The organism is Bacillus sp. S14(2024) (assembly GCF_050473785.1).
Classification (GTDB): domain Bacteria; phylum Bacillota; class Bacilli; order Bacillales; family Bacillaceae_G; genus Bacillus_A; species Bacillus_A yunxiaonensis.
The window spans coordinates 1,013,501-1,037,909 of the sequence record NZ_JBFLUP010000006.1 but is presented as its reverse complement, the minus strand read 5'-3'; the positions used below and the strand labels follow the sequence as shown (position 1 = coordinate 1,037,909).

The following is a 24,409-nucleotide window of genomic DNA, read 5'->3' as shown; positions in this document are numbered from 1 at the left end:
CTTACTGTTATACCATAAACATCTATATTCTTCTACCTATTTTTAGAATATTAAAACAAAAAGACTAGCAAGAGCTAGCCTATATGTTTCATATATTCTTTTTGTGCAAAGAAGAAATAGAGTATACACGCGATGAGATAAACTGCAATGACCTCTAAAACGAGTCCAAATGATTTAGATAAAAAAAAGGCAACATAGTACGTATGCAAGGCAACTGCACTATGTATACTTCCTAATAAAACGGGGAAAAAGAATAGAACCCCTAGTTGCCAACGTGAAATCTTATATATTTCTTGCTTTGTCATCCCTATTTTTAAAAGAGCTTGATATTGCATGCGGTCATATTCAATATTATGAAACCATTTAAAATAAACTGTGCTACAGGATGCAAGAAAAAAGAGTACACTAATAAATGAACCGATAAATAATATAAGATTCCCTCCGTCTTTCATCGCCTTATATATATATACATTATTACGTGTTACTGCTTCTTTCCCTTTTGAAATGTGAGCTTGTAATTCTTCACCTAATTTTTCTCTATTCTCCCAATTTCTTAATTCATATCCGCTATATACATATTTTTCATGGTCAGGAACTTGACGAGAAAGCTTTTGAAAATCTTGATTATGCATAACGAGAAATCTGCCGCTACGCTGACTACTATCCGTATTAAATACATTTCCTTCATATGCTCCGTTATATGCAAATTGATATATTTCTCCTAGCGCTTTAAAATTTATATACTTCTTATGATGCCGAGGCGGAACATCATAATTACCATAATAAACAAATGTTACGGTTCCTTCTTTCGGATGCACCAGCTGCTTCGACTGCCTGTTTGCTTCTCTATTATACTCATCTTCGCTAATCACAGTTGCATAAGACTCTTTATTAGAATCTAACTGAAATGTTACCGGGATTCCAACAAACGTTGCATAACGAAAATCATTGACACCGTGCTTACGAAACAGATTTTCAACCGTTTCTTTCTCCATTACTTCCTTAGAACCAATTCCTTTTTCAACATATGAGAAAGCATGAGGCTGATTGTAACGAAGTTGTTCTTTCATACTTAAAAAAAATAAATAGACTGAACCTGTAGCTGTTACTACTATCGTTGTTAACATAGATAAAATAAAGAAAAAACGTCGATTATCTTTTACTGTATGTAACAACTGATTGACAACGAATAAATACGGATATTGATACATCACACTCTTTCTATTTTTAATCCTTTGTAATACTTGAATCGTACCATGTGTGCATACAAAATATGTACCAATTGTCGTTAAAATGGAAACAGGTATAAAATACAAAGCAATATTCATCATCGTCACTTTTGTTGTTAAACCATAGCCAATTCCTATACAGACGAAACCGAACCACCAAAGCCACTTCTTACTTTTTGTTTCCTTCTTTCCTTCCTGAATTTCCTTTAATAAATGAATGATTTCGATTTTCCATATACGTAGTGCACTAAAAATTGATAAAAGGAGAAACATAGTGACGTATGTGATAATCGTTATAACAACAGCTTTTAAACTAAAAATAAACGACAATTGATCCGGCATATTAAGCAATAAACTAAAAATCATAAAAAATAACTTTAAAAATAGCAGACCTATCCCTATCCCGGCAAAGCTCGCAATGAGCCCAACTGCAAGTTGCTCCATTATCATCATACATATGACATTTACTTTCGTAGCTCCCATTAATATAAATAGCCCAAATTCTTTTTTACGGGATTGTATAAAGATCGAACTAGAATAAAGAATGAATATAATGGAAAAAGCAATTACAATCACATCACACACAATAAGGCCCGACTGTACCCCCTTATACAAATCACCCGTTTTCATGTAAGGATGCAAAATAATAGATGTGTACATAAAAAAGGCAAATACAGAAAAACAACTACTTAAGAAAAATATTTTGTAGTTGTGCCAATTCCCTCTAACATTTTGAAAAGTAAGTTGATAAAACTTCACCTTTCTCCCCCCTAAAACCCGTTACATACGTAAAAAGCTAGGAAGTCCTAGCTTTTTACGTGCTTTAAATATCCTCTTTGTGCAATGGCAAAATATAATGCGGATGCTAGTACGTATGCTGTAATAATAACCGCTCCTGACTTCCATAAGTCTAAATACAACATGTTCCCTAACGTATATAATGCAAACCCACTATGCAGAATACCTATCAAAATCGGAATAAAGAAAATTGCTCCCATTTGTCTAACTGCAATTCTACGAATTTCTTGATCCGTCATACCAATTCGTTTTAAAGAATGAAATTGAATACGATCTTGTTCTTTATCATTAAACCACTTAAAGTATGTCATACTGCAAGCAAAGAAGAAGAACAATATTGTTATGAAGAAACCAATAAACATCGTAATCGCACCATTTTCTTTTACACTTTGATAAATAAGAATAGAATTATCAAAATTTGCTTTTTTATCATCGGCGATGTGACCTTTCAATTCTTTCACGAGAGCCTCCGTATCTTTCCAGTTCTTAATATAATAGCCGTAATACATCATCTTTTCTGTATCTGGGACAGCAGCTGCATACTTGGCGTAGTCTTGCTCATTTACAACAAGTAAACTATCAGCATTAAACACCGCTTTTGTATATGGCTTATTTAACTTCAGTTCATATGATTGATTTTGTACTTTAAATGTAAAAGGCTTCGTTGCATCAAATTTCATGAGTTCATTCATCATATCCAAAACAACCATTGTGCCAGTTCCAGGCTGATTATGTATCTCTTCCTGTTGTTGCTTTTTCGCTTCTGTATTAAATTCTTTCGCAGAGATAATTCTCATATTGAATTCCCGATCTTCATTCATCAATTTCATATGAAATGTTCCTGGCACTTCGGTTACAGTTACTTTTCGCGCTTGTTCAAAGTTATGTTTTTTGAGCAGCGTTTGCATTGTTTCTTCTTTCATCACTTCATGAGAGTTTACCCCTTTTTCCTGAATGGAAATAGCATGTGGTGTATGCTCCGCCACTTTTGCACTCATATCTTCAAAGAAGACATATAACGTCCCCATTGCCGATGCAACAATTGCTGTGATGATCGAAACAACAAATAGAAAACGTGCGTTATCTTTCATCTTATAAACGAGGTTACTAATAACAAACAAATTCGGCTGCTTATAAAAAAGTGACTTTCTCTTTTGCAATGCTTTTAATAAAACAACGCTTCCTTGTGTGAATAAAAAATAGGTTCCGATAATCGTTAAACCAACAATTGGAAGGAAGTACACCGTAAGGTTCATGAACGTTACTTGAAAACAAAGAACGTAAGCAACGATAATACTTAGTAATCCGGCTAAAAATAACCATGTAAACGAAAACGGCTCGACTCTTTGTTTTCTTGCATCGCGAAGCAGATCAATAATTTGCAATCTCCATATCGCCCATAATCCAAATAATGATAAAACGAAAAAGAGAATCAAATATACACCGGCAGTGATTACGATCGCTTTTCCATTCCAGACAAATGGCAATGCTTTTTCAATTCCTATTACAGCACTTACTGCTTTAAAAAAGAGTGGTAAACCGAGCATACCAAGAGCAATTCCACTGACAATTGAAATGCATCCAAGAATCATTTGCTCTAGCATAATCATTCTTCCTAATTGTCCTTTTGTCGCACCAATTAAAGTGAATAGCCCTAACTCTTTTTTACGAGCCCGTAAAAAGATGGAGTTGGAGTATAAAATGAATAACCCAGAAAATAAAATAACAATATAATTACATGTCTCTAATCCTTTTTCAACACGCATTTTCTCACTAATATTACCATTCACGACATCTGGATGATAAATAAACGAAGCATACATAAAGAACACAAAAATCGATAGACAACTACTAATTAAAAACGCTTTATAATTACGCCAATTTCCTTTGACATTATTAAACGCGAGCTGGCGAAAGTTCATGGTACTCTCCCCCTAGCATCGCAAGTACGTCTAATATTTCTTGGAAGAAGGCTTGTTTTGTTTCTCCCTTATGAATCTCTGAGAAAATTTCACCGTCACGAATAAATAAAATACGTTCACAATAGCTTGCCGCAACAGGATCATGCGTTACCATTGCAATCGTCACTTTCTTTTCTTCATGAAGTTCCTGCAGAGCACCCATCAATGATTTCGCTGATTTGGAGTCTAAGTTTCCTGTCGGTTCATCAGCTAAAATTAAAGTCGGCTGATGAATAATCGCCCGTGCTGCTGCCGCACGTTGCTGCTGACCGCCTGATACTTCGTACACTTTTTTATGTAAAATTCCCTCTATGTTTAGAAACTTTGCAATTTCTAATACTTTCGCATCAATTTCTTTCACAGGACGATTTGCCATTACAAGTGGCAAAATGATATTTTCCTTAATGGATAACGTATCAAGTAAGTTGAAATCTTGGAAAATAAACCCTAAGTGTGTACGGCGAAACGCTGCAAGTTTTGCAGCACGCATTTGACTAATTTCTTCACCATTCATATATACATGGCCAGATGTTGGCTTATCAATTGTCGCTAGTAGATTTAGAAGCGTTGTTTTCCCGCTTCCTGATGGTCCCATAATACCGACAAATTCACCTTCTTCTATTTTAAAGTTAATATTATTTAGTGCTGTTGTCGTTACCGAACCTTTTGATTGATATACTTTTGTTAAACCTTTTACTTCAAGAACACTCATTTTACATCCCCCTATGTATTTTCTTCTTACTTTTACTATAGAAAAAACGAGGAAAAGTAACGAGTGATTTCCCTTACAAAACGGTTTGTTATCTTACAATTTTGTCATTTTCCTCATCATTTGATGATATCCTTTATCTTTCGAGAACTGGAACGTAAATGTTGTCCCCTCATTCTCTATCGATTGTACAGAAATTCCATGACTAAGATGCTCACAAATTTGTTTTGTAATATACAATCCCATTCCTGTCGCTTCTCTTGTTTTCCGTCCATTGACTCCTGTAAAAAACGGTTCAAAAATTCGCTTTATATCTTGTTTTGGAATCCCTATTCCGCTATCACGAATATGTAATGTAATGACACTGTCTGTTTCTTCTATCTGAAATGCAATTTCTTTTTTCTCTTTTTCTGTAATTCTTGTATACTTCAGTGCATTCATCACAATTTGATTGATCGCAATACTAAGCCATTTTTGGTCTGAAGCTACCATATACTGCTCTTTACGAAAGATAACTTTCGGATATACAGAAGATTGAATAAATGCTTTTTTATGCTGGTTAATACTATCACGAACAATATCCACCACATTAACTTCTTCTATTTTATAATCTTTCCCAAACTGTTCGAGGCGTGCCATATGAAGTGCTAACTCTAACCCCTGTAAAATACGATTATTTTCTTCACGAATACTTTCAATCGTATCTCTTGCTTCGCGGTGCGTTTGTCCAAGTTTTTGCAGCAATAGTTCAATGACAGATACCGGCGTTTTCATTTGATGAATCCACTGGTTCATAAAGATCGTTTGCTGCTCTCCTTTTGCTTGTTGTTCATGCACTTCATTCATGTATTGTTGTCTTAGGAGAGAAAAGGCTTCTACAATCGTTTCTTGTTCGTATGAATATGACGAACTGATTGATAAAGAATGATGCAACTCGTGTCCCTCTGCAATATAATGCTCTACTTTTTGCAAGAAAACTTGTCTTTTCCGGTAATCATACATAAGAAAGCAAGCAAAAACGACGATTGATAATAAAAATCCATATAGCCAGGTAGTCCAATTTATAGATTGTTTCTGCAAAAAAGCTTGCAGCTGCAAGACAAGACCAAATAGAACCACACTCATGATGTAAGAAACAAGCAATGCGGTGCGGTCCATCACATACTTTTTAAGATTCATGTTCATTCACCCAGTTCGTTAGGAGCGCATATCCATAGCCCCGTTTCGTAACAATTGCATCGCTAATACCAATCTCCTCTAACTTTTTACGAACACGCTTTACATTTACAGTTAAGGTATTGTCATCAACAAAAGCAATTTCATCCCATAACGCTTCTAATAATTCTTCTCTCGTTACATATTGATCCGCTTGCTTCATTAAGCATTCTAATAAATAATACTCATTTTTTGTAAGCTCCACTTGCTTTTCTTGCCACTCTACCATATGCTGTGCTGGAAATAAAAGTAACCCACTGACTCCAAAGTAATCACTTTCCGCCCCAGAAGCATATTCACCATACACACGGCGCAGTGCACTTTTTACTTTTGCCATGACAATATCTAAATGAAATGGCTTCGTAATGTAATCATCTCCACCATTTTCAATTGCCATCACTTGATCCATTTCTCCTGTCCGTGCAGAAACGAAAATAATCGGTGCATTAGAAATAGTACGAATTTGACGGCACCAATAAAAGCCGTCAAAGTATGGTAAATTAATATCAAGTAAAACTAAATGAGGGTTCACTTTTGCAAATTCATCTTTTATATGACGAAAATCTTGCACGCGAAATGACTGATAACCGTATTTCCCTAGATGCCCTTCTAAAATATCAGAAATTTTCAGATCATCTTCTACAATTAATATTTTATACATACAATTCCCCACTCCCTTTTTAAAAGCAAATGAAGGTACAATTACTACGTGCCTTACATCTACCCATTTTCCATTATAAGGGTAAATTTCCATTTGAGGAGATTTTTTTACTTTGGCAAATAAAAAAGACTGCCGTATTTCGGCAGTCTTTAGTCGATAAATTCAAATTCATATTCAAGAATTTTTACAATATCGCCGTCTTTTGCACCGCGCGCGCGAAGTGCTTCATCAATGCCCATACCGCGCATTTGACGAGCGAATCGGCGCACAGATTCATCACGAGTAAAGTCTGTCATCTTGAATGTTTTCTCAATGTCATAACCAGAAATGACAAATGTACCATCGCTTTCACGTGTAATCTCAAAATTAGAACCTTCAGCCTCAAATTTATACATTACACTTGCATCTGATTCACTGATTACTTCATGCACTGGGAATTCTGGTGTTGTTTCTATTAGATTTGCTACTTCAAATAGTAAATCACGAACACCTTGACGCGTTACCGCAGAAATAGGGAAGATTTTCACTTCATCTCCCACTTTTTCTTTGAACGCTTGTAAATTTTCTTCTGCATCTGGCATATCCATTTTGTTCGCAACAACAACTTGTGGACGCTCTGTTAGACGCAGATTATATTCTTTTAACTCGTTATTAATCGTTACGTAATCCTCATATGGATCGCGTCCTTCTAAACCAGACATATCAATCACATGAATGATAACGCGTGTACGTTCAATATGACGTAAAAATTGATGTCCAAGTCCAACACCTGCGTGTGCACCTTCAATCAATCCTGGAAGGTCTGCCATAACAAAGCTGCGGCCATCACCTGTTTCAACTACTCCAAGGTTTGGAACAATTGTTGTAAAGTGGTATTCGGCAATTTTCGGACGTGCTGATGATACAACAGACAATAATGTTGATTTACCAACGCTTGGGAAACCAACAAGTCCAACATCAGCTAACACTTTTAATTCTAGTACTACTTCACGCTCTTGACCTGGCTCCCCGTTCTCAGCGATTTCTGGAGCTGGGTTCGTTGGCGTCGCAAAACGTGAGTTCCCGCGACCACCACGGCCACCTTTTGCGATAACTGCTGATTGCTCATGCGTTACTAAATCCGCAAGAATTTGACCAGTAGCTTCATCTTTTACAACTGTTCCCGGCGGAACCTTTACAATTAAATCATCCGCTTTACGGCCATGTTGGTTTTTACTCATTCCATGTTGACCGCGATCTGCTTTAAAGTGACGCTGATAGCGGAAATCCATTAATGTACGTAATCCTTCGTCTACAACGAAAACAACATCGGCACCTTTACCACCATCACCGCCTGCTGGGCCACCTTTTGGAACATATTTCTCACGACGATATGCAACCATTCCGTTTCCACCGTCGCCGCCTTTTACATATATCTTGACCTGATCTACAAACATTATTTCACCACACTTTTTTCTAGTATTTGTAATATGACCGAAATTTCTTCATCTCGTACTGTATAAGAAATGGAAAACCATTTATTATGCTGATGAGCAAGCCATTCTTGTATTTCTTGTACATCTGTTAGCTTGCCACGAAAATCAAAAAAGAAACGAGCATCCTCATCGTCACATTCAACTGTGATACAAACATAATTTTCAACATAAACGTCTAAACTATGCTCAAGCATTCGGAAAAATTGAGCCGTCCATATAGAAACACTCTCATCTAGATGTGATAAATTATGTATCTTTCCTAATACTTCGTACTCCAACAAGCACGGGTGCTGCTTCCAATTATATGTTAAAATCCATTCTGAAAACTTGGGCATAGAAAGCCCAATCAGATTCGATTCTTGTCTCGCTTCTTGGACAAAACGATCGATGAGCCCATGAATTTCTTCCACTCTTCCAAGCGAAAGATTTCCTTTAATCATCTGCATACGATTGAGCCAATCATGTCTCGAATGGCGCAGCGCATCTATAATTGTCCATTTTTCCTTCATCCATATACCCCTTTAATATAGAAAAACTCTAACCTGCACCCAGGTTAGAGCTTTCCGTGAGTTTCTTATGCTTCTTGAGCAACAGGATATACGCTCACTTGTTTGCGGTCACGGCCAAGACGCTCGAAGCGTACTACGCCGTCAACTTTCGCGTATAATGTGTCATCGCCACCACGACCAACGTTAACACCTGGATAAATTTTTGTACCGCGTTGACGGTAAAGAATTGATCCACCTGTTACGAATTGACCGTCTGCACGCTTAGCACCAAGACGTTTTGCGATAGAGTCACGACCGTTCTTTGTGCTACCTACACCTTTCTTAGATGCGAAAAACTGAAGATCTAATCTTAACATACGTTACACCTCCTGCACTTTTTCTATTAATCGGATATATTTTCCGTAATCAAGTTCGATCGTTTTTAGCGAAACAACCATGCCCTCTAACAGAAAACAAGCTTTTTCTTTTATAGAATCATCTAGATCACTAGGCAATTCATACTTTAAGAATCCGCCATCTTTTCCAAGTTCAATAGTTGCTTGCACATTACAAAGTGATTCCACAGCATTTATAGATCCAAACACAACCGCCGTCGTTCCAGCACAGACAAGATCTTGTCCATGCGGCGCAAAATTGGCATGCCCGGTCATTTTAAATGATTGGATACTTCCTAATTTCGTGCGATTAATCGTAATTTTAATCATGACAACCCGAATTAAGCGTTGATTGCTTCAATCACTAATTTCGTGTATGGTTGACGGTGACCTTGTTTTTTACGATTGTTCTTTTTCGCTTTGTATTTGAAAACGATAATTTTCTTAGCGCGACCTTGTTTTTCAACTTTCGCAGTAACCGTTGCACCTTCTACAACTGGGCTACCAACTTTAACAGTTTCGCCACCAACGAAAAGAACTTTGTCAAAAGTAACAGTTTCACCAGCTTCTACGTCTAATTTCTCTACGTAGATTGCTTGACCAGCTTCAACTTTAATTTGTTTTCCACCTGTTTCGATAATTGCGTACATAATTGCACCTCCTCATAATTACTAAGACTCGCCAAAACGAGGTAGACATACAATGTCTTTTTGGAACCTGTTCTGTGCGGTTGTAGTATATAGCCGTTTAGGTGCTATAAACTATAACATAGAGATGTTATCACGAAACACTGCCTATTGTCAATGAATGTTCTACTAACTATTTTTTCAATGCACGTATTTCTTCCTTTGTTCCAAAGCGTTGAATCTTATAACGCACAGCTTCTTCATCAATAAAATAAATTTGCAACGATACATTACGTTGCAGTTCCTTCTCAAAAAAGATTTTTTGTACATTAGGATGGGCAGCAATAAGAACCGCCTCATCGTCTGTTCCATTATAAGCAATGAGTTCTCTCTCTAACTCATATGCCACCGTTTCATGTGATAAAACATAACCGCTATTTTGACAAATCGTGCAATCTGCTAATAAAACATCACGAAGCGATTGCTTTTTTCGTTTTCGTGTCATTTCTAAAATACCAAGCTCAGTAAATCCTAATACTCTTGTATAAGTGTGGTCTTTTTCTAAGTTTGACCTTAAGATTTCTCTTATTTTTTCTTTTTCATCGCGGCGCTTCATATTAATAAAATCAATTAAAATCATTCCGCCAATATCTCGAAGTCGCAGTTGCCGTGCGATTTCTTTCGCTGCCATTTCATTTGTGCGCAGCACTGTATCTTGTAAATTTTGTTTTCCGGTGAATTTCCCAGTGTTTACATCAATTACAGTCATCGTTTCCATTTGCTCAATGAGTAAATACGCTCCGCTTGGAAGCCACACAACCTTTTGCAGTGCTTTCTCAATTTCACGATCAATTCCATAGCGAGCAAATAAGGGTGTCTTCTCACTAAAAAAAGTAACTTTCTCTTCACCTATTCTCTCTTTTAATTCTTGTATCATCCCAAGCTGATCTACAATCACTTCTGAAACCGTCTCTACTGGTATCTCTTGAAATATCCGATCTATAAAACTAGAAGGAGAATGAACAAGAATCGGTGCTTTTCCTCTTTGTTCTTGTGTTTTCACAAGCTCAAACTGGGACTGAAGACGTTGCATCTCCGCTTGTACATCTTCTATTTGTACCTTCTCGCATGCAGAACGAAAAATAAATCCACCTGTTTCTTCTAGTGCAAGAAGTTGTTCTCGTTTTCTCGCATCTTTTATTTTCCGGGAAACGGCAAAAACTGTGTCGTAGGGCATATACACGACATATTTCCCGGTGAATTCTATATTCGCTGTTATTTTTGGCCCTTTCGTATCAATCGCTTCTTTCACAACTTGTACGAGGAGTGCTTGTCCTTCGTGCAACCGCATAGATGATGGCACGTTTTCATACGACAAATAAGCATGTTTCTCCAAACCAATATTAACAAAGGCAGCATTCATACCAGCTATCGTTCGCATAACACGCCCAATATATATATTTCCAACAATTTGTTCTTGTTCATTTCGTTGCCATAAAAGTTCTACAATCTCTTTCTCTTCTTCAACAGCAACTCGTTTTTCCGAACCGATGTAGTTTATGTATAGCTTCTTCAAAGTATATTCCTCTCTTTATCCTTTTTTTATACCATAATAAAAGGTTAGTGTTATCGTCAACACTAACCAATTAACTCTTCTATAGATGATGTTGTTCTTTTTTCTGTAAAATATGCGTAAAGTAATTCATTTTCATCTAGTGTATATTGATTTTTATGATCTCCTTGTATGATAATTGAGTGTTTATATCCTCTTCGAAACTGTGTGAAAATATGATATAGACTCGTTTCTTTTTCAACTGTAATAGCTGTAACTTTTGCAATTTCTCGTTTTTTCCCGTAGTAGCGCTCTAATAAGAATCTCATAAATGCATAACGACGTTGTTTCCATTCTTGAAATAAAGAGAATACTAAAAAAAGAAGTAATGTCCACATCATTACATTCTTACTATTCCAGAAAAGTTGCAGCAAAAATACAGCACTAAAACAAGCAATTGATATTTTCATCATGATGTTATGTGCCTGTACAAATGGAAAGCGATATGACAATATATTTAGGACAATCTTCCCTCCATCAAGAGGCCAAATCGGCAGTAAGTTAAAGCACAAAATAATTATGTTATTCCACATAAAAAAATGATAGAAGTCTTCTCCCATCCAACCTACTGTGTACGACAAATAAGCAGCAGCTAACATCCACACATGTTGAATAGGCCCCGCTATAATGACAATCAATTCTTCTTTTAATGGCTTATTTCCATGCTCATCAAGCTCAGCCACCCCGCCAAATGGCAATAACTGAATTTGTTTAATGCGCCATTTATAATGGGCTGCAGCTACTGCATGACCTAACTCATGAATAAAGACAATGAAAAATAAAATTAATAATTCTTTAAAACGAGCTGTAAAAATCGCAATTGCCATAATCCCCCAAAACAATGGATGAATGGTAATTTTTGATAAAATCTCACTGTATTTACTCAAATGAAATCACCTGAATTGGATCAATAAATTTTTCATTCTTTTTAAAAGCAAAATAAAATTTACCATTTTTACCATTTTCATCATTTCCAACCGTTCCAATTTTTTGTTTTTTTGCTACATAATCATATAATTTAACTGATGCTTCTCCTAAATTTCCATACCATGATTCCGTACCATCTGCATGTTGAACCTGAACGATATTCCCAAATCCTTCTTTTTGGCCAGCGAAAACAACAATTCCCTCATTCACTGATTCCACAATTGCATTTGCTGCTGTTTGTACAAATACACCTTGCCCATTCGCATGAAAACTTTGCATCACTTTCCCTGAAGCAGGAACAGCATAATCCTTTTCTTTCTGAACCGTTTTCTTTTCACTAGAAGATAAAAATGACAGTGGCTTTCCAAATTGCGTTTCATACCACTTAGAAACAGATGCAAATTGAAATTCTTTTTCCATTGCTTGTTTGACAGTTGTACGCGTTCCTTCAAGAGAACTCGTTGTATTTTTAAATAAGATCGCTACGACAAGAACAAGAATTGCAGATAGTAGTAACTTAAAAAGAAATATTTCTTTGCGAAAAAAAGGGTGTGTTTCTTCTCCTTCCTCTATAAGAAGTGGTGTACATTCTTGCTCTTCATATGAAAATATTTCATCTTCTTCTGTTCTTTCCTGCTGTGCTTTCCTTTTAGCAATGCGTTTTTTAATTTCTTCTACTCGCTTATTTCTCATCCTGACCCCTTCCTCTTTCAATCAGTTTGTACATATGTATGAGTTGTCCGGGAAAGATATTCATGGGAATGAAATGAAACTTTACCCCCTCTTACCTAACGTCCTTACCTTCTGTTACATGTTAAAATGAGAGGCAAGTCTGCTTAGCAAAACAAAAAACACTCCGCATATATGCGAAGTGCTTTTAACGTATTCCGAAGAATTTTTTCATTTTCGTGAAGACCGTTTCTTTTTCATTTTCAAGCGGCTGCAATGGTACATTTTCCCCAAGCAAACGTCTTGCAATATTTCGATAAGCAATTGATGCTTTTCCATTCGGTTGCAATGCTACAGGCTCTCCTGTATTCGTTGCTCGAATAACTGCATCATCATCTTCTACAACACCGAGTAACTCGATTGAAAGCGTACGTACAATTTCATCTACATCCAACATATCTTGTTCATGTAGCATATGACTGCGCACACGGTTAATAATTAATTTCGGTGGCTCGATATCTTCTTTTTCCAATAGTCCGATAATCCGATCGGCATCGCGCATTGAAGATACTTCTGGCGTTGTAACAACGATCGCTTTATCGGCACCTGCCACAGCATTTTTAAAACCTTGTTCAATACCAGCCGGGCAGTCAATTAATATGTAATCATAGTCCTGGCGTAATTGCTGTATTAATTCTTCCATTTGTTCAGGTGTTACCGCTGATTTGTCGCTCGTTTGCGCTGCAGGTAATAAATAGAGTTCATCGAAGCGCTTATCTCTAATAAGAGCTTGGGGTAAACGACAACGCCCTTCAACAACATCAACAAGATCATATATAATACGGTTTTCCAGCCCCATTACTACGTCTAAATTTCGCAGACCGATATCTGTATCAATCAAACATATTTTTTTCCCAGATAACGCCAAGGCTGTTCCAATGTTTGCAGACGTTGTAGTTTTTCCTACTCCGCCTTTTCCAGATGTAATAACTATTGCCTCTCCCACAGCTATACAATTCCCCTTTCTAACCTTGTTAAATTAGGTCTAAGATGAGTGAGAAGTTGAATGCGATCGACAACAATGTAATTGTTCTCATTAATGTAGGCACATTCTGCCCCTTCCGCCCCGTCTTCTTTCTCTTCAGGAGCGCGCGTTGTCACGTCGCTAATCCGAAGCTGCATTGGATTCATAACAGAAGCTGCAACAACAGCTTCTGCATCCCCATAATATCCAGCATGTGCAATACCTCGTAATGCTCCAATAATAAAAATATTTCCTCCAGCAATAACCGTCCCGCCTGGATTTACATCACCAATTAATAATAAATCGCCTTTTACATGCAATATTTGACCTGAACGAACAATCTTTGAAACAGAAACAATTTCTGTTTCTTCTTTCCATGCCAATGCTTGTTCTTTCGTTACAACATCACTCTCAATAGAATCTACAACTAAATTCTTTTTATTACGAATTAATGTACGCAATTCTTCCTGCTGTACTTCTGTCACATAACGATTCCCAACTTTGACCTGAACTTCAATTAACGATCGTCCATCCCCCTCGTAATAATGGGTGGAAAGCTTTTCGTCAAGTTCTTGCAGCAATTCGCGAAATGAACAGGAATCATCAAGATGTAATGCTAAACCATCCTTTGTTCCTTTTATAGTCACATATTGTTGCTTTTTTTCTGTCACCAATGCTCACCCCACCGATTCAATTCGACATAAAATCAGAAAATCCTTTTTTCTTTTTCTTCCATGGCTTCTGAAAGACGTAAAATATATCTTCTCAGTGGGAAACAAAACAGTAGTAAAAAAATGCCGTTTAATAACAACGTTGGAAGAAGACGGTCTGTGAAAAAGATATGCGCTGACATTTGAACACGACCAATTAGCGTCAAAAATCCATACACATAATACTCCAGCGCGGCAATGCTCGCTAATACAATACAGAACACAATAAAAAGGTTCAGTTGTAAAATTCGCATCGCATGATATACAAGATAAGCTAAAATCGGATAAGCAAATATATACACACCAACTAGCTCTGTATGCACCATATCAAACAAAAATCCAAATAATAGTCCATAGTAAATACCTTGTACAGAATTATAGTAAATTGTAATAAAGCATAAAACAATCATTAAAAAATGCGGAGCTACGACTGTATTCTTCCAAAAAAGACTCGTTGGTACAAAGGTGGAAAACATGCTCTCGAGTACAAACACGAGAAGAAGCAGAAGAGGAAGAATTGCTTTTTTTATACTCATCTCTTCCCCCTCCTATTTCCCTAGATCGACTGTCGGCATTTCTCGTTTTGCGACCATAACATTATCTACATCATTTAAATCTGCTGCAGGTTTTACATAAGCAGTTTGTGTTAATCCGTATTCATCTGATGTCACATCGACGATTTGCCCAATAACCAACCCTTCTGGGAACACACCACCGTAGCCAGAAGTTACAACCATTTGATCCTTCTCTACTGGTACACCAGATGGGATTTTTGTAAAGAGAAGCAATTGCTTCTCTTTATCGTATCCTTCAATTAACCCGAAAACACGCTTATCCCCTTGTACAACAGCTGAAATACGATTTGTTCTATTTAAAGAGCTTAATAGTTCAACTGTTGAAGTGAATTGTGAAACGCTTTTTACTTTTCCGACTAAACCTTTTGATGTAATAACAGCCGAATCTTTTTGAATACCTTGTTGCGCGCCTTTATCAATTGCAATTAGGTCATACCATTTATCTGGATTTCGGTTAATAATAGTTGCTTGAACCGGATTAAAACTACGAAGCGAATCTTTTTTTCCAACAATATCACGAAGATCTGCATTTTCTTTCTCTAAGTCTTTCACCTTTACGGACAATTCTGCATACTTGTCCAAGTTTGCTTTTAATTCTTTATTTTCTTCATACGTGCGCTTTACATCTTGTACGTTCTCAAAGAATCCGGCAACATAATTCGCTGGCTTTTGAAATACACGTTCTACAACTCCTACGGTATCCTTTACAAACTGCTCTGGCCACGTTAGATTTTTCCGTTCTTTCAATGAGATCCCGATCAATGCCACGAGAAGAATGATACTAACTAACAAAACAATTAATCTTTTGTTTAAGAAAAACTGTGGCACGTTCACACCCTCTTAAATTTACTAATTTTTATGCTGAAATAATGGATTTTATCGAGCAGTTTTGAAAAGATGGATATTGTCTAACGCTTTACCTGTTCCAATTGCTACACAATCTAATGGATTTTCTGCAACAAGAACTGGCATATTTGTTTCTTCGCTAATTACTTTATCTAAATTACGAAGCAAAGCACCACCACCTGTTAAAACAATTCCGCGGTCCATAATATCTGCCGCTAATTCTGGCGGAGTTTTTTCTAATGTATTTTTCACAGACTCAACAATCGCATCTACTGTATCTTTTAAAGCTGCTGCAATCTCTTCTGGGCGAATTGTTATCGTTTTTGGTAATCCTGTCACTAAGTCACGACCGCGAATATCCATTGGCTCAACACCTTCTACTTCGCCTGCAGAGCCGATTTCTAATTTTAATGCTTCTGCTGTTCGTTCCCCAATCATTACGTTGTAGCTTTTCTTAACATATTGAATAATTGCATCATCCATTTCATCACCAGCAACACGAGCAGATTGGCTTGTTACAATACCACCTAGCGAGATAATTGCAACTTCTGTTGTACCACCACCAATATCAACAACCATACTTCCTGTTGGTTCCCAAACAGGTAAGTTCGCACCAATTGCTGCTGCAAATGGCTCTTCAATTGGATATGCATCACGTGCGCCTGCTTGACGAGTCGCATCAATTACTGCTCGTTTTTCAACAGCTGTAATACCAGATGGCACACATACCATTACATAAGGCTTGCGAGAGAAGAAGCCGTTTGATTTTTGTGCTTGTTGAATATAATATTTCATCATTGTTGCTGTTGTTTCATAATCAGCGATAACACCGTCTTTCATCGGACGAAGTGCTACAACATTTCCAGGTGTACGACCAATCATTTGTTTTGCATCGTTACCAACTGCAACAATTTGTTTTGTATCTGTTTGCAATGCCACAACAGACGGCTCGCGTACAACGACACCTTTCCCCTTCACGTATACAAGCGTATTCGCTGTTCCTAAGTCTATTCCAAGATCACGAGTAAAACTACCAATTCCAAACATATCATGTATCTTCCTTTCTAATTTTAACAAAAGTACTTTATTTGTTCTTTTAAATACTATTATATTTATATAAAACATAACGTTTTTATATGTTCTTTGTTATAGTGTAGACGAAAGCCTACAAAAAACTCATAACTCACATTATAAAACAAAATAAAGAAAAAAAATAGTCTTAAATATGACCTTTATCTTTTAAACTAACAAATTTATGGTCACCAATTATAATATGATCGAGAATTTCAATCCCGATAATTTTCCCGCATTCTACAAGTCGTTTCGTTACCTCAATATCTTCTCGGCTTGGTGCGGGATCGCCTGAAGGGTGATTATGAAGACATATAATAGAGGCAGCAGCGCGGCGGAAAGCTTCCTTGAAAACCTCGCGCGGATGCACAATTGACGCATTCAAACTTCCAATAAATACCGTTTGCCGATGCATCACTTGATTTTTCGTATTTAAATACAGACACACAAAATGTTCTTGTTGTAAAAAGCGCATCTCCTCCATCATGTAGCGTGCGCAATCTTCTGGATTGCGAATGCTATATCTATTCTGATACTCTAATCGTACCATTCTTCGTCCAAGTTCAAAAGCAGCAATAAGTTGGGATGCTTTTGCCATCCCAACGCCGTGAATGCTTGTCATTTCTTCGATTGTTGCATCTTTTAACATTCGTAATCCATCAAAATGATGCAAAATTCGATTCGCTAATGTTAAAACCGACTCCTCTTTTGAACCCGTTCGAAGTAATATAGCGAGAAGTTCTGTGTTTGATAAGCTGCTTGCTCCTTCTAGCAATAAACGCTCCCGTGGTTGATCTTCTTTCACAACATCACGAATGCAGCTCATATTTCAGCCTCCTTTACATATTAAATTGTTTTAATTCACGCATAACACGTGCAATTGGCAAACCGACAATCGCATAATAATCACCTTGTATATGATGAACAAAAATAGCACCTTTTCCTTGTATACCATAGCTACCAGCTTTATCAAGCGGTTCTTTCGTTCGTACATATGCATCGATTTCTTCTTCTGTTAATTCCCAAAACGTTACTTCTGCACGCTCATAAAATGTCACTGTTTTTTCTTTTGAAATAAGAGCGACTCCTGTATATACTTCATGTGTTTTCCCTGATAAGAGCTGCAACATTTCTTTCGCTTCACCCTCATCTACTGGTTTTCCCAAAATACGCGATTCATACGTAACAATTGTATCAGCACCAAGCACAACACAGTCTTCGTGATTCTTTGCTACAGCAGATGCTTTTTGCAATGCAAGCGACATCACGATATCATGCGGTAATGAATATGCTCCAATTATTTCTTCTACATCACTAACTACAACGTCAAACGGCATATCTACTAGTTCAAGTAATTCTTTACGCCTTGGTGAACCAGACGCTAAAATAAGTTTTTTCATACGTTCTCCTTTCGTTTTCCAAATTAGCAGGAAGATACAACATAACCATACTAAATGTATATATTCTCCTCAAATTTTGAAAATATCGTTTTTCTTTTAAAAAATACAAAAGAAAGGAAAGAAGCTTAACCCCCCCTTCCCTTTCTTCAGCTTAAACAGATGATTTAAAAAAACTCCCCCCCCACTAATAGTTCACATGCCAGCAGTTATCTCCCACTTCACTTCTCTCTGATTTTTGTGGTGGGGTCTTACTGCCCGCGAATAGCTGGATAATGAGTTAAATATTATCTAATTATTATACGTTTTTGTTTTTTTGTGAAACTATTTTTTCATAAGAAAGAAAGCTATCTACTAAAACTTGCTGCAATTTTGTTATTGTTTCCACATCTTGTTTTCCCTCTTGCATTGTCTGTACAGCCACTGATGCATACGTAAATAATTTTTTTACATCGTCTCGCTTCAATGCCTTTTCCTCTTTTTTTATTGCCTTCCATTCATTTTCAATTTGTTCTATATCTGTTTTACTTATTTTATTCCCTGACTGTATCACAGCTGCTTGTTGCAGCAATTTTCCATACAATGATTGTAGCTTTTCAAAAAACGGTCCGTACTCTTGATTCCCTTTTAGAAGTGCTTGATCCGCAATCTCCCATTTCTTTTTCATTACTGATATATCTTTTTGTTTATATTGCTCCATCATCTGCATAACAGATTGTTCATCATTTGCCATTCCAAGAACGAGTAAATATTTATCTCCTGATTGCATAACCGCTCCAGGGACTCCTTGTTCTTGTAGACCCTGGAGCGATGCCTGTCCCTTTTCTTTAGTAGAAAATACTCCGCCCTGCACAAAATAAATAGTAAGCGGTGATAAAGCTGCTGATGCTGCTTTCTTTTCTTCTTTTTTCTCATTTGTTGATTGTTTTGTCTCATTTTTCTCTGTAACATTTGCTACTGGGGCTGTATTTTCACGAACTGTTTCTTGACCTGTTAACAAGTGGAGCATTCCCATTCCAAATCCTGTCCCAATTACAATCGCTGTGGATACTGTCAAAATGAAAGTATTATTCCATCCTTTTTTCCCTTTTTGTATGGAAGATAATACATTTTTTTGAAACGGCACAACATTATTTGTCACTGTATTTGCATTCTCTGGCAGCACCCACTCAAACTCTTCTTTCTTTTGCTCATGTTCTTTCTTTTCTAAATAATTTGCTTCCGTTCCATTCACTTTAATTGAAATTGTTCGCGATTGCTTGTCCATACCCCCACTCCTTACTTCTTATCATTGCCAGCATCGTATCATACTCGTTTCAAAAAAGAACGAGATATTTGTCAAAGAGATTCGCCAAATTATCCTATATTGTTATCTTATATGTATGCTTGCGTCTTTATTTGTAGAACTAAAAAACTAGACAGTTTATTTCTGTCTAGTTTTTTGAATAACGTATTTACGAGCTTCTGATATGAAGTAAAGAGAACCTGTTAGTAAGAAAACATCATCTTCTTGTAGAGAAGCTATTGTTGTATCAATCGCTTCCTGCCAATTCTCAAAAATATGTTTCGATTCTCGTTTCGAATAAGCAGCAAGAGCCTCAGCAGAAATTGCACGATCAAACGTAAACGTCGTAAAGATCATTTCATCTGCAATTGTTTCTAACTGTCCAACCATTGCATCCAATTGTTTATCTCCAAGTGCTGTAAATAAAACGACAATTCGCTTGTCCCTATAGTGGGCACGAACTGTTTCTACAAGGCTATGAACTCCTTCTGGATTGTGAGCACCATCAATAATGACATGTGGTTTCGTAGCAAGTTGTTCAAAACGTCCAATCCAGTATGCTTCAGCTAACCCTTTTCGAATATGCTCCTCATCAATTAAGAACGCCTGATACACTTTTAAATACGTGATTGCCATCAAAGCAAGCGCAGCATTTTGCACTTGATGCTGACCTTTCATAGAAATAAGAAGGTCTTCATATGTATGGAATGGAGACGAAAATGTAAATTGTTCACCTTGCATCTTTGCAAAAAGATGTTCTACTTTAAATTGATTCCCAAGTTCATATAAATTAGAACGCTTTTCACTTGCAACAGTACGAATAACTTCTAACGCACCACCTTGCTCCACACCTGTAATAACAGGAACACCTGATTTAACAATTCCCGCTTTTTCAAATGCAATATCTTCTAATGTATCTCCTAGAATATGCATATGATCATGACCAATATTTGTAATGATGCTCAGTACAGGGTGAATAACATTTGTTGAATCAAAACGCCCTCCAAGACCTGTCTCAAATAAAACGATGTCACACGGATTTGTCTTTCCAAAATAATAAAGCGCCATAACAGTAATGATTTCAAATTCTGTCGCTTCACCTAAATCCGTTTCATCTAACTTTTCCACCACAGGATTGACCATATTTACGAGATCTGTAATTTCTTGATCTGAAATTGGTGTACCATCAATACTAATCCGTTCATTAAACGTTTCGATATACGGTGAAGTAAAGGTTCCTACTTTATACTCTGCCTCCTGTAACATATAGCGCATATATGTGAGAGTAGACCCTTTTCCATTTGTTCCCGCAAGATGAACACATTTTATATGCCGCTCTGGATTTCCAAGTTCCTCTAGCATCCATCGCATGCGTTCTAACCCTGGTTTAATCCCAAATTTTAAACGACTATGAATCCAGTCGATTGCTTCCTCATATGTATGTATCATGTATGCTATTCCCCTTTCAAATCAGCAAAAAAACGAACCAAGACAACAGAGTATCTCAACTCTATTATACGCAAATAAAAGAGACTCACCAATATAGTGAGTCTCTTTCGAATAACTTTATTTTTGAAGATCAGCTAAACGTTGGCGAACTGCTTCGCGTTTTTCTAGATAATCTTGTTCTTTCGCGCGTTCTCCCTCAATAACTGCAGCTGGAGCTTTTGCTACGAATCCTTGATTTGAAAGTTTCTTTTGTACACGCTCTACTTCTTTATCGAACTTCTCAAGTTCTTTTTCAAGACGTGCTTTTTCTTCTTCAAGGTTAATAAGGTCAGCTAATGGTAAGAATAACTCTGCACCTGATACGATTGCAGTCATTGCTTTTTCCGGCGCTTGTAAATCCGTTTGAATTGTTAATTCACTTGGATTACAGAAGCGCTCAATATAAGAGCTGTTTTTCGTAAGTTGAGCTAGTACTGCTTCGTCTTTTGCTTTAATTTGCATTTGAACTTTTTTGCTCATTGGCGTATTTACTTCTGCACGGATGTTACGAACAGAGCGAATGATATCAACTAGAAGGTGCATTTCTGCCGCAGCTTCTGTATCTTGTAAATCTTCGCGAACTGTTGGCCATGCAGCTACTGTAATAGACTCACCCTCATGAGGTAAATGTTGCCAAATTTTCTCTGTTACAAATGGCATGAATGGGTGTAATAGACGCATTGTTTGGTCTAATACGTAAGCTAAAATAGAACGAGTTGTTTTCTTAGCTGCTTCATCTTCACCGTATAGTGGAAGTTTCGCCATTTCAATGTACCAGTCACAGAAATCATCCCAAATGAAGTTGTATAGTGAACGACCAGCTTCACCGAACTCATATTTATCCATGTTACGTGTTACACTTTCGATTGTTTCGTTTAAACGAGTTAAAATCCACTTATCTGCAACTGATTTTTCACCAGTTAAATCGATTTCTTCATACTTCATGTCATCCATGTTCATTAATACGAAACGTGATGCGTTCCAAATTTTATTAATGAAGTTCCAAGTAGATTCTACTTTTTCCATGCTGAAGCGTAAATCTTGGCCTGGTGCACTTCCTGTTGATAAGAAGAAACGCATTGCATCTGCACCGTACTTCTCGATAACATCCATTGGGTCAATACCGTTACCAAGAGATTTACTCATTTTACGTCCTTGCTCATCACGAACTAAACCGTGAATTAATACGTCTTTAAATGGACGCTCGCCTGTAAACTCTAAACCTTGGAAAATCATACGAGATACCCAGAAGAAGATGATGTCATAACCAGTTACTAAAGCATCTGTTGAATAGTAACGTTTGAAGTCTGCTGCATCTTCATTCGGCCAACCAAGCGTTGAGAACGGCCATAATGCTGAGCTAAACCATGTATCAAGTACGTCGTTATCTTGGTTCCAGTTTTCAATATCTGCTGGTGCTTCTGTACCTACGTATACTTCACCAGTCTCTTTATGATACCAAGCTGGAATGCGGTGTCCCCACCATAATTGACGAGAAATACACCAGTCATGAATGTTTTCCATCCAGCGTAAGAATGTGTTTTCAAAACGATCTGGTACGAATGTTACTTTTTCTTCTTCTTTTTGTTGAAGTTCAATTGCTTTTTCTGCAAGTGGTGCCATTTTTACGAACCATTGTGTTGATAAGTAAGGCTCAACAACTGCACCGCTGCGCTCACTATGACCCACTGAGTGCATATGAGGCTCGATTTCTACTAATACGCCAGCTTCTTGTAAGTCTTTTACTAACTCTTTACGGCATTCGAAACGATCCATACCGTTGTACTTACCAGCTCTTTCATTCATCGTTCCATCTTCGTTCATTACTAAGATGCGTGGTAAGTCATGGCGATTACCTACTTCAAAGTCATTCGGGTCATGGGCTGGTGTAATTTTTACAACGCCTGTTCCGAAGTCTTTCTCTACGTACTCATCAGCAATAATCGGAATCTCACGACCTACGATTGGAAGTGTAACTGTTTTTCCGATTAAATGTTTGTAACGATCGTCTTCTGGATGAACTGCTACTGCTGTATCACCAAGCATCGTTTCTGGACGAGTTGTTGCAAGGCGAATGTGACCAGAGCCGTCTGTTAACGGATAGTTCATATGGTAGAATGCACCTTGAACTTCTTTATGAATTACTTCAATATCAGAAAGAGCTGTGCGTGTTGCTGGGTCCCAGTTGATAATATATTCACCGCGGTAAATTAAGCCTTTTTCGTATAATTGAACGAATACTTTATTAACCGCATCAGATAAACCTTTATCTAATGTGAAACGCTCACGAGAATAATCTAGTCCTAAACCAACTTTCCCCCATTGCTGACGAATGTGAGAAGCGTATTCTTCTTTCCATTCCCACGCTTTTTCAAGGAATTTCTCACGGCCAAGATCGTAACGTGAAATACCTTCTTCACGAAGTTTTCCTTCTACTTTCGCTTGTGTTGCAATACCAGCATGGTCCATTCCTGGAAGCCATAATACATCGTAACCTTGCATACGCTTTGTACGAGTTAAAATATCTTGAAGCGTCGTATCCCAAGCATGACCTAAGTGCAGCTTACCAGTTACGTTTGGAGGCGGAATTACAATTGTATATGGTTGTTTCTTTTCATCTCCTGTTGCTTCGAAATATTTGCCTTCAAGCCACCATTGATAGCGGCCTTCTTCAACGGACATATGATCATATTTAGTCGGTAAATTCTTTTCCGTGTTTGACATTATTTTCCCTCCTTCAAAATAAAAAATGTCCCTCATCCAAAAAGGACGAGGGACATCGTGGTACCACCTTTATTTACAAACAAATTCAAAATTTGCTTATACTCTTGATTTGATAACGGACAGATCCGTCTTTTCCTAATGAGAATGACTCCGTTCAGAAAAGATGCTCCAGGGCTACCTTCTAACATGACTATCTAGAGAATCTCACAGCTAATAATTCTCCTCTCTGCAGACGTTTAATGTTATACTCTTCCCCTTCAACGCATTTATATAATTGTTATTTATTATATACAACAGTGTAAAAAACGAAACCACATTCGTCAAGATAAAAATATTTTTCGACTTACATCTACACTTATTACATTCTATTTTCAATCAGCTTAACCAAGTTTTTTATACCATATGCAAAGAAAATGAAAAAAGTGCAGCACAAGCACACTAGACGCTTACCCTGCATAATGTAATATCACATTTATTCTTCTCTTATGATTCCATACTAGAGGAGTTTCTAATACGGAGGACCA

At 37.1% G+C, this 24,409-nt stretch carries 23 protein-coding genes and 2 other annotated features; all 23 genes read right to left on the bottom strand.

All coding sequences use genetic code 11. The features are described from left to right. Nucleotides 1–74 precede the first annotated feature (74 nt). The 23 genes from AB1279_RS05535 to AB1279_RS05425 all read right to left on the bottom strand — a co-directional run bounded on the left by AB1279_RS05535 (nt 75) and on the right by AB1279_RS05425 (nt 23,885). On the bottom strand, nt 75–1,988 hold the full coding sequence (locus AB1279_RS05535; RefSeq protein ID WP_429758112.1) for an FtsX-like permease family protein: 1,914 nt from the start codon (nt 1,986–1,988) through the stop codon (nt 75–77). Nucleotides 1,989–2,035: 47 nt separating this feature from the next. Beyond that, nucleotides 2,036–3,949 carry an ABC transporter permease gene (locus tag AB1279_RS05530; RefSeq protein ID WP_429758111.1) on the bottom strand — a complete coding sequence of 638 codons (1,914 nt, stop codon included), beginning with the start codon at nt 3,947–3,949 and terminating at the stop codon, nt 2,036–2,038. Next, the gene (locus AB1279_RS05525; RefSeq protein WP_098914034.1) at nt 3,924–4,700 is read right to left on the bottom strand and encodes an ABC transporter ATP-binding protein; all 777 of its coding nucleotides are present in this window, start codon (nt 4,698–4,700) and stop codon (nt 3,924–3,926) included. The genes AB1279_RS05530 and AB1279_RS05525 overlap by 26 nt, the downstream gene beginning before the upstream one ends. Before the next feature lie 93 nt (nt 4,701–4,793). Continuing rightward, a complete protein-coding gene (locus AB1279_RS05520; RefSeq protein ID WP_429753728.1) occupies nt 4,794–5,876 on the bottom strand; it encodes a sensor histidine kinase in 1,083 nt (360 codons plus the stop codon). After that, nucleotides 5,866–6,573: a winged helix-turn-helix domain-containing protein gene (locus tag AB1279_RS05515; RefSeq protein WP_429753727.1), complete on the bottom strand. Its 708-nt coding sequence runs from the start codon at nt 6,571–6,573 to the stop codon at nt 5,866–5,868. The genes AB1279_RS05520 and AB1279_RS05515 overlap by 11 nt, the downstream gene beginning before the upstream one ends. Before the next feature lie 149 nt (nt 6,574–6,722). Then, nucleotides 6,723–8,009: a GTPase ObgE gene (gene obgE / locus AB1279_RS05510; RefSeq protein WP_429753726.1), complete on the bottom strand. Its 1,287-nt coding sequence runs from the start codon at nt 8,007–8,009 to the stop codon at nt 6,723–6,725. Then, on the bottom strand, nt 8,009–8,557 hold the full coding sequence (locus AB1279_RS05505; RefSeq protein ID WP_429758110.1) for a Spo0B C-terminal domain-containing protein: 549 nt from the start codon (nt 8,555–8,557) through the stop codon (nt 8,009–8,011). The genes obgE and AB1279_RS05505 overlap by 1 nt, the downstream gene beginning before the upstream one ends. A 65-nt stretch (nt 8,558–8,622) precedes the next feature. Continuing rightward, nucleotides 8,623–8,913 carry a 50S ribosomal protein L27 gene (gene rpmA, locus AB1279_RS05500; protein WP_369902463.1) on the bottom strand — a complete coding sequence of 97 codons (291 nt, stop codon included), beginning with the start codon at nt 8,911–8,913 and terminating at the stop codon, nt 8,623–8,625. Nucleotides 8,914–8,916: 3 nt separating this feature from the next. Beyond that, the gene (locus AB1279_RS05495) at nt 8,917–9,261 is read right to left on the bottom strand and encodes a ribosomal-processing cysteine protease Prp (RefSeq protein ID WP_429753724.1); all 345 of its coding nucleotides are present in this window, start codon (nt 9,259–9,261) and stop codon (nt 8,917–8,919) included. Nucleotides 9,262–9,272: 11 nt separating this feature from the next. Continuing rightward, nucleotides 9,273–9,581, bottom strand: coding sequence for a 50S ribosomal protein L21 (gene rplU, locus AB1279_RS05490; protein WP_020059958.1), 309 nt, complete (start codon nt 9,579–9,581; stop codon nt 9,273–9,275). 14 nt (nt 9,582–9,595) lie between these two features. Next, nucleotides 9,596–9,673 (bottom strand) — a sequence feature (ribosomal protein L21 leader region). Between the two features lie 77 nt (nt 9,674–9,750). Then, the gene (locus AB1279_RS05485; RefSeq protein WP_429758109.1) at nt 9,751–11,133 is read right to left on the bottom strand and encodes an Rne/Rng family ribonuclease; all 1,383 of its coding nucleotides are present in this window, start codon (nt 11,131–11,133) and stop codon (nt 9,751–9,753) included. 62 nt (nt 11,134–11,195) lie between these two features. Continuing rightward, nucleotides 11,196–12,056, bottom strand: coding sequence for a M50 family metallopeptidase (locus AB1279_RS05480; protein WP_429753722.1), 861 nt, complete (start codon nt 12,054–12,056; stop codon nt 11,196–11,198). After that, complete coding sequence (locus AB1279_RS05475) at nt 12,049–12,789, bottom strand: peptidoglycan DD-metalloendopeptidase family protein (protein WP_429758108.1); 741 nt, start codon at nt 12,787–12,789, stop codon at nt 12,049–12,051. Before AB1279_RS05475 ends, AB1279_RS05480 begins: the two co-directional genes overlap by 8 nt. Nucleotides 12,790–12,973: 184 nt before the next feature. Beyond that, complete coding sequence (minD, locus tag AB1279_RS05470; protein WP_429758107.1) at nt 12,974–13,771, bottom strand: septum site-determining protein MinD; 798 nt, start codon at nt 13,769–13,771, stop codon at nt 12,974–12,976. A gap of 2 nt (nt 13,772–13,773) precedes the next feature. After that, entirely contained in the window at nt 13,774–14,460 is a 687-nt protein-coding gene (minC, locus tag AB1279_RS05465) for a septum site-determining protein MinC (protein ID WP_429753720.1), read from the bottom strand. 35 nt (nt 14,461–14,495) lie between these two features. Beyond that, nucleotides 14,496–15,035: a rod shape-determining protein MreD gene (mreD, locus tag AB1279_RS05460; RefSeq protein WP_429753719.1), complete on the bottom strand. Its 540-nt coding sequence runs from the start codon at nt 15,033–15,035 to the stop codon at nt 14,496–14,498. 12 nt (nt 15,036–15,047) lie between these two features. Continuing rightward, the gene (gene mreC / locus AB1279_RS05455; RefSeq protein WP_429758106.1) at nt 15,048–15,902 is read right to left on the bottom strand and encodes a rod shape-determining protein MreC; all 855 of its coding nucleotides are present in this window, start codon (nt 15,900–15,902) and stop codon (nt 15,048–15,050) included. A gap of 48 nt (nt 15,903–15,950) precedes the next feature. Next, nucleotides 15,951–16,967 carry a cell shape-determining protein MreB gene (gene mreB / locus AB1279_RS05450; protein WP_429758105.1) on the bottom strand — a complete coding sequence of 339 codons (1,017 nt, stop codon included), beginning with the start codon at nt 16,965–16,967 and terminating at the stop codon, nt 15,951–15,953. A gap of 172 nt (nt 16,968–17,139) precedes the next feature. Continuing rightward, nucleotides 17,140–17,817: a RadC family protein gene (gene radC, locus AB1279_RS05445; protein WP_098305083.1), complete on the bottom strand. Its 678-nt coding sequence runs from the start codon at nt 17,815–17,817 to the stop codon at nt 17,140–17,142. Between the two features lie 13 nt (nt 17,818–17,830). Beyond that, nucleotides 17,831–18,391 carry a Maf family protein gene (locus tag AB1279_RS05440; RefSeq protein ID WP_429758104.1) on the bottom strand — a complete coding sequence of 187 codons (561 nt, stop codon included), beginning with the start codon at nt 18,389–18,391 and terminating at the stop codon, nt 17,831–17,833. Between the two features lie 295 nt (nt 18,392–18,686). After that, nucleotides 18,687–19,655: a stage II sporulation protein B gene (locus AB1279_RS05435; RefSeq protein ID WP_429758103.1), complete on the bottom strand. Its 969-nt coding sequence runs from the start codon at nt 19,653–19,655 to the stop codon at nt 18,687–18,689. Between the two features lie 156 nt (nt 19,656–19,811). Further along, nucleotides 19,812–21,122 carry a bifunctional folylpolyglutamate synthase/dihydrofolate synthase gene (locus AB1279_RS05430; RefSeq protein ID WP_429758102.1) on the bottom strand — a complete coding sequence of 437 codons (1,311 nt, stop codon included), beginning with the start codon at nt 21,120–21,122 and terminating at the stop codon, nt 19,812–19,814. A gap of 117 nt (nt 21,123–21,239) precedes the next feature. Then, complete coding sequence (locus AB1279_RS05425) at nt 21,240–23,885, bottom strand: valine--tRNA ligase (RefSeq protein WP_429758101.1); 2,646 nt, start codon at nt 23,883–23,885, stop codon at nt 21,240–21,242. 38 nt (nt 23,886–23,923) lie between these two features. Further along, nucleotides 23,924–24,155, bottom strand: a binding site (T-box leader). Nucleotides 24,156–24,409: the final 254 nt, after the last annotated feature.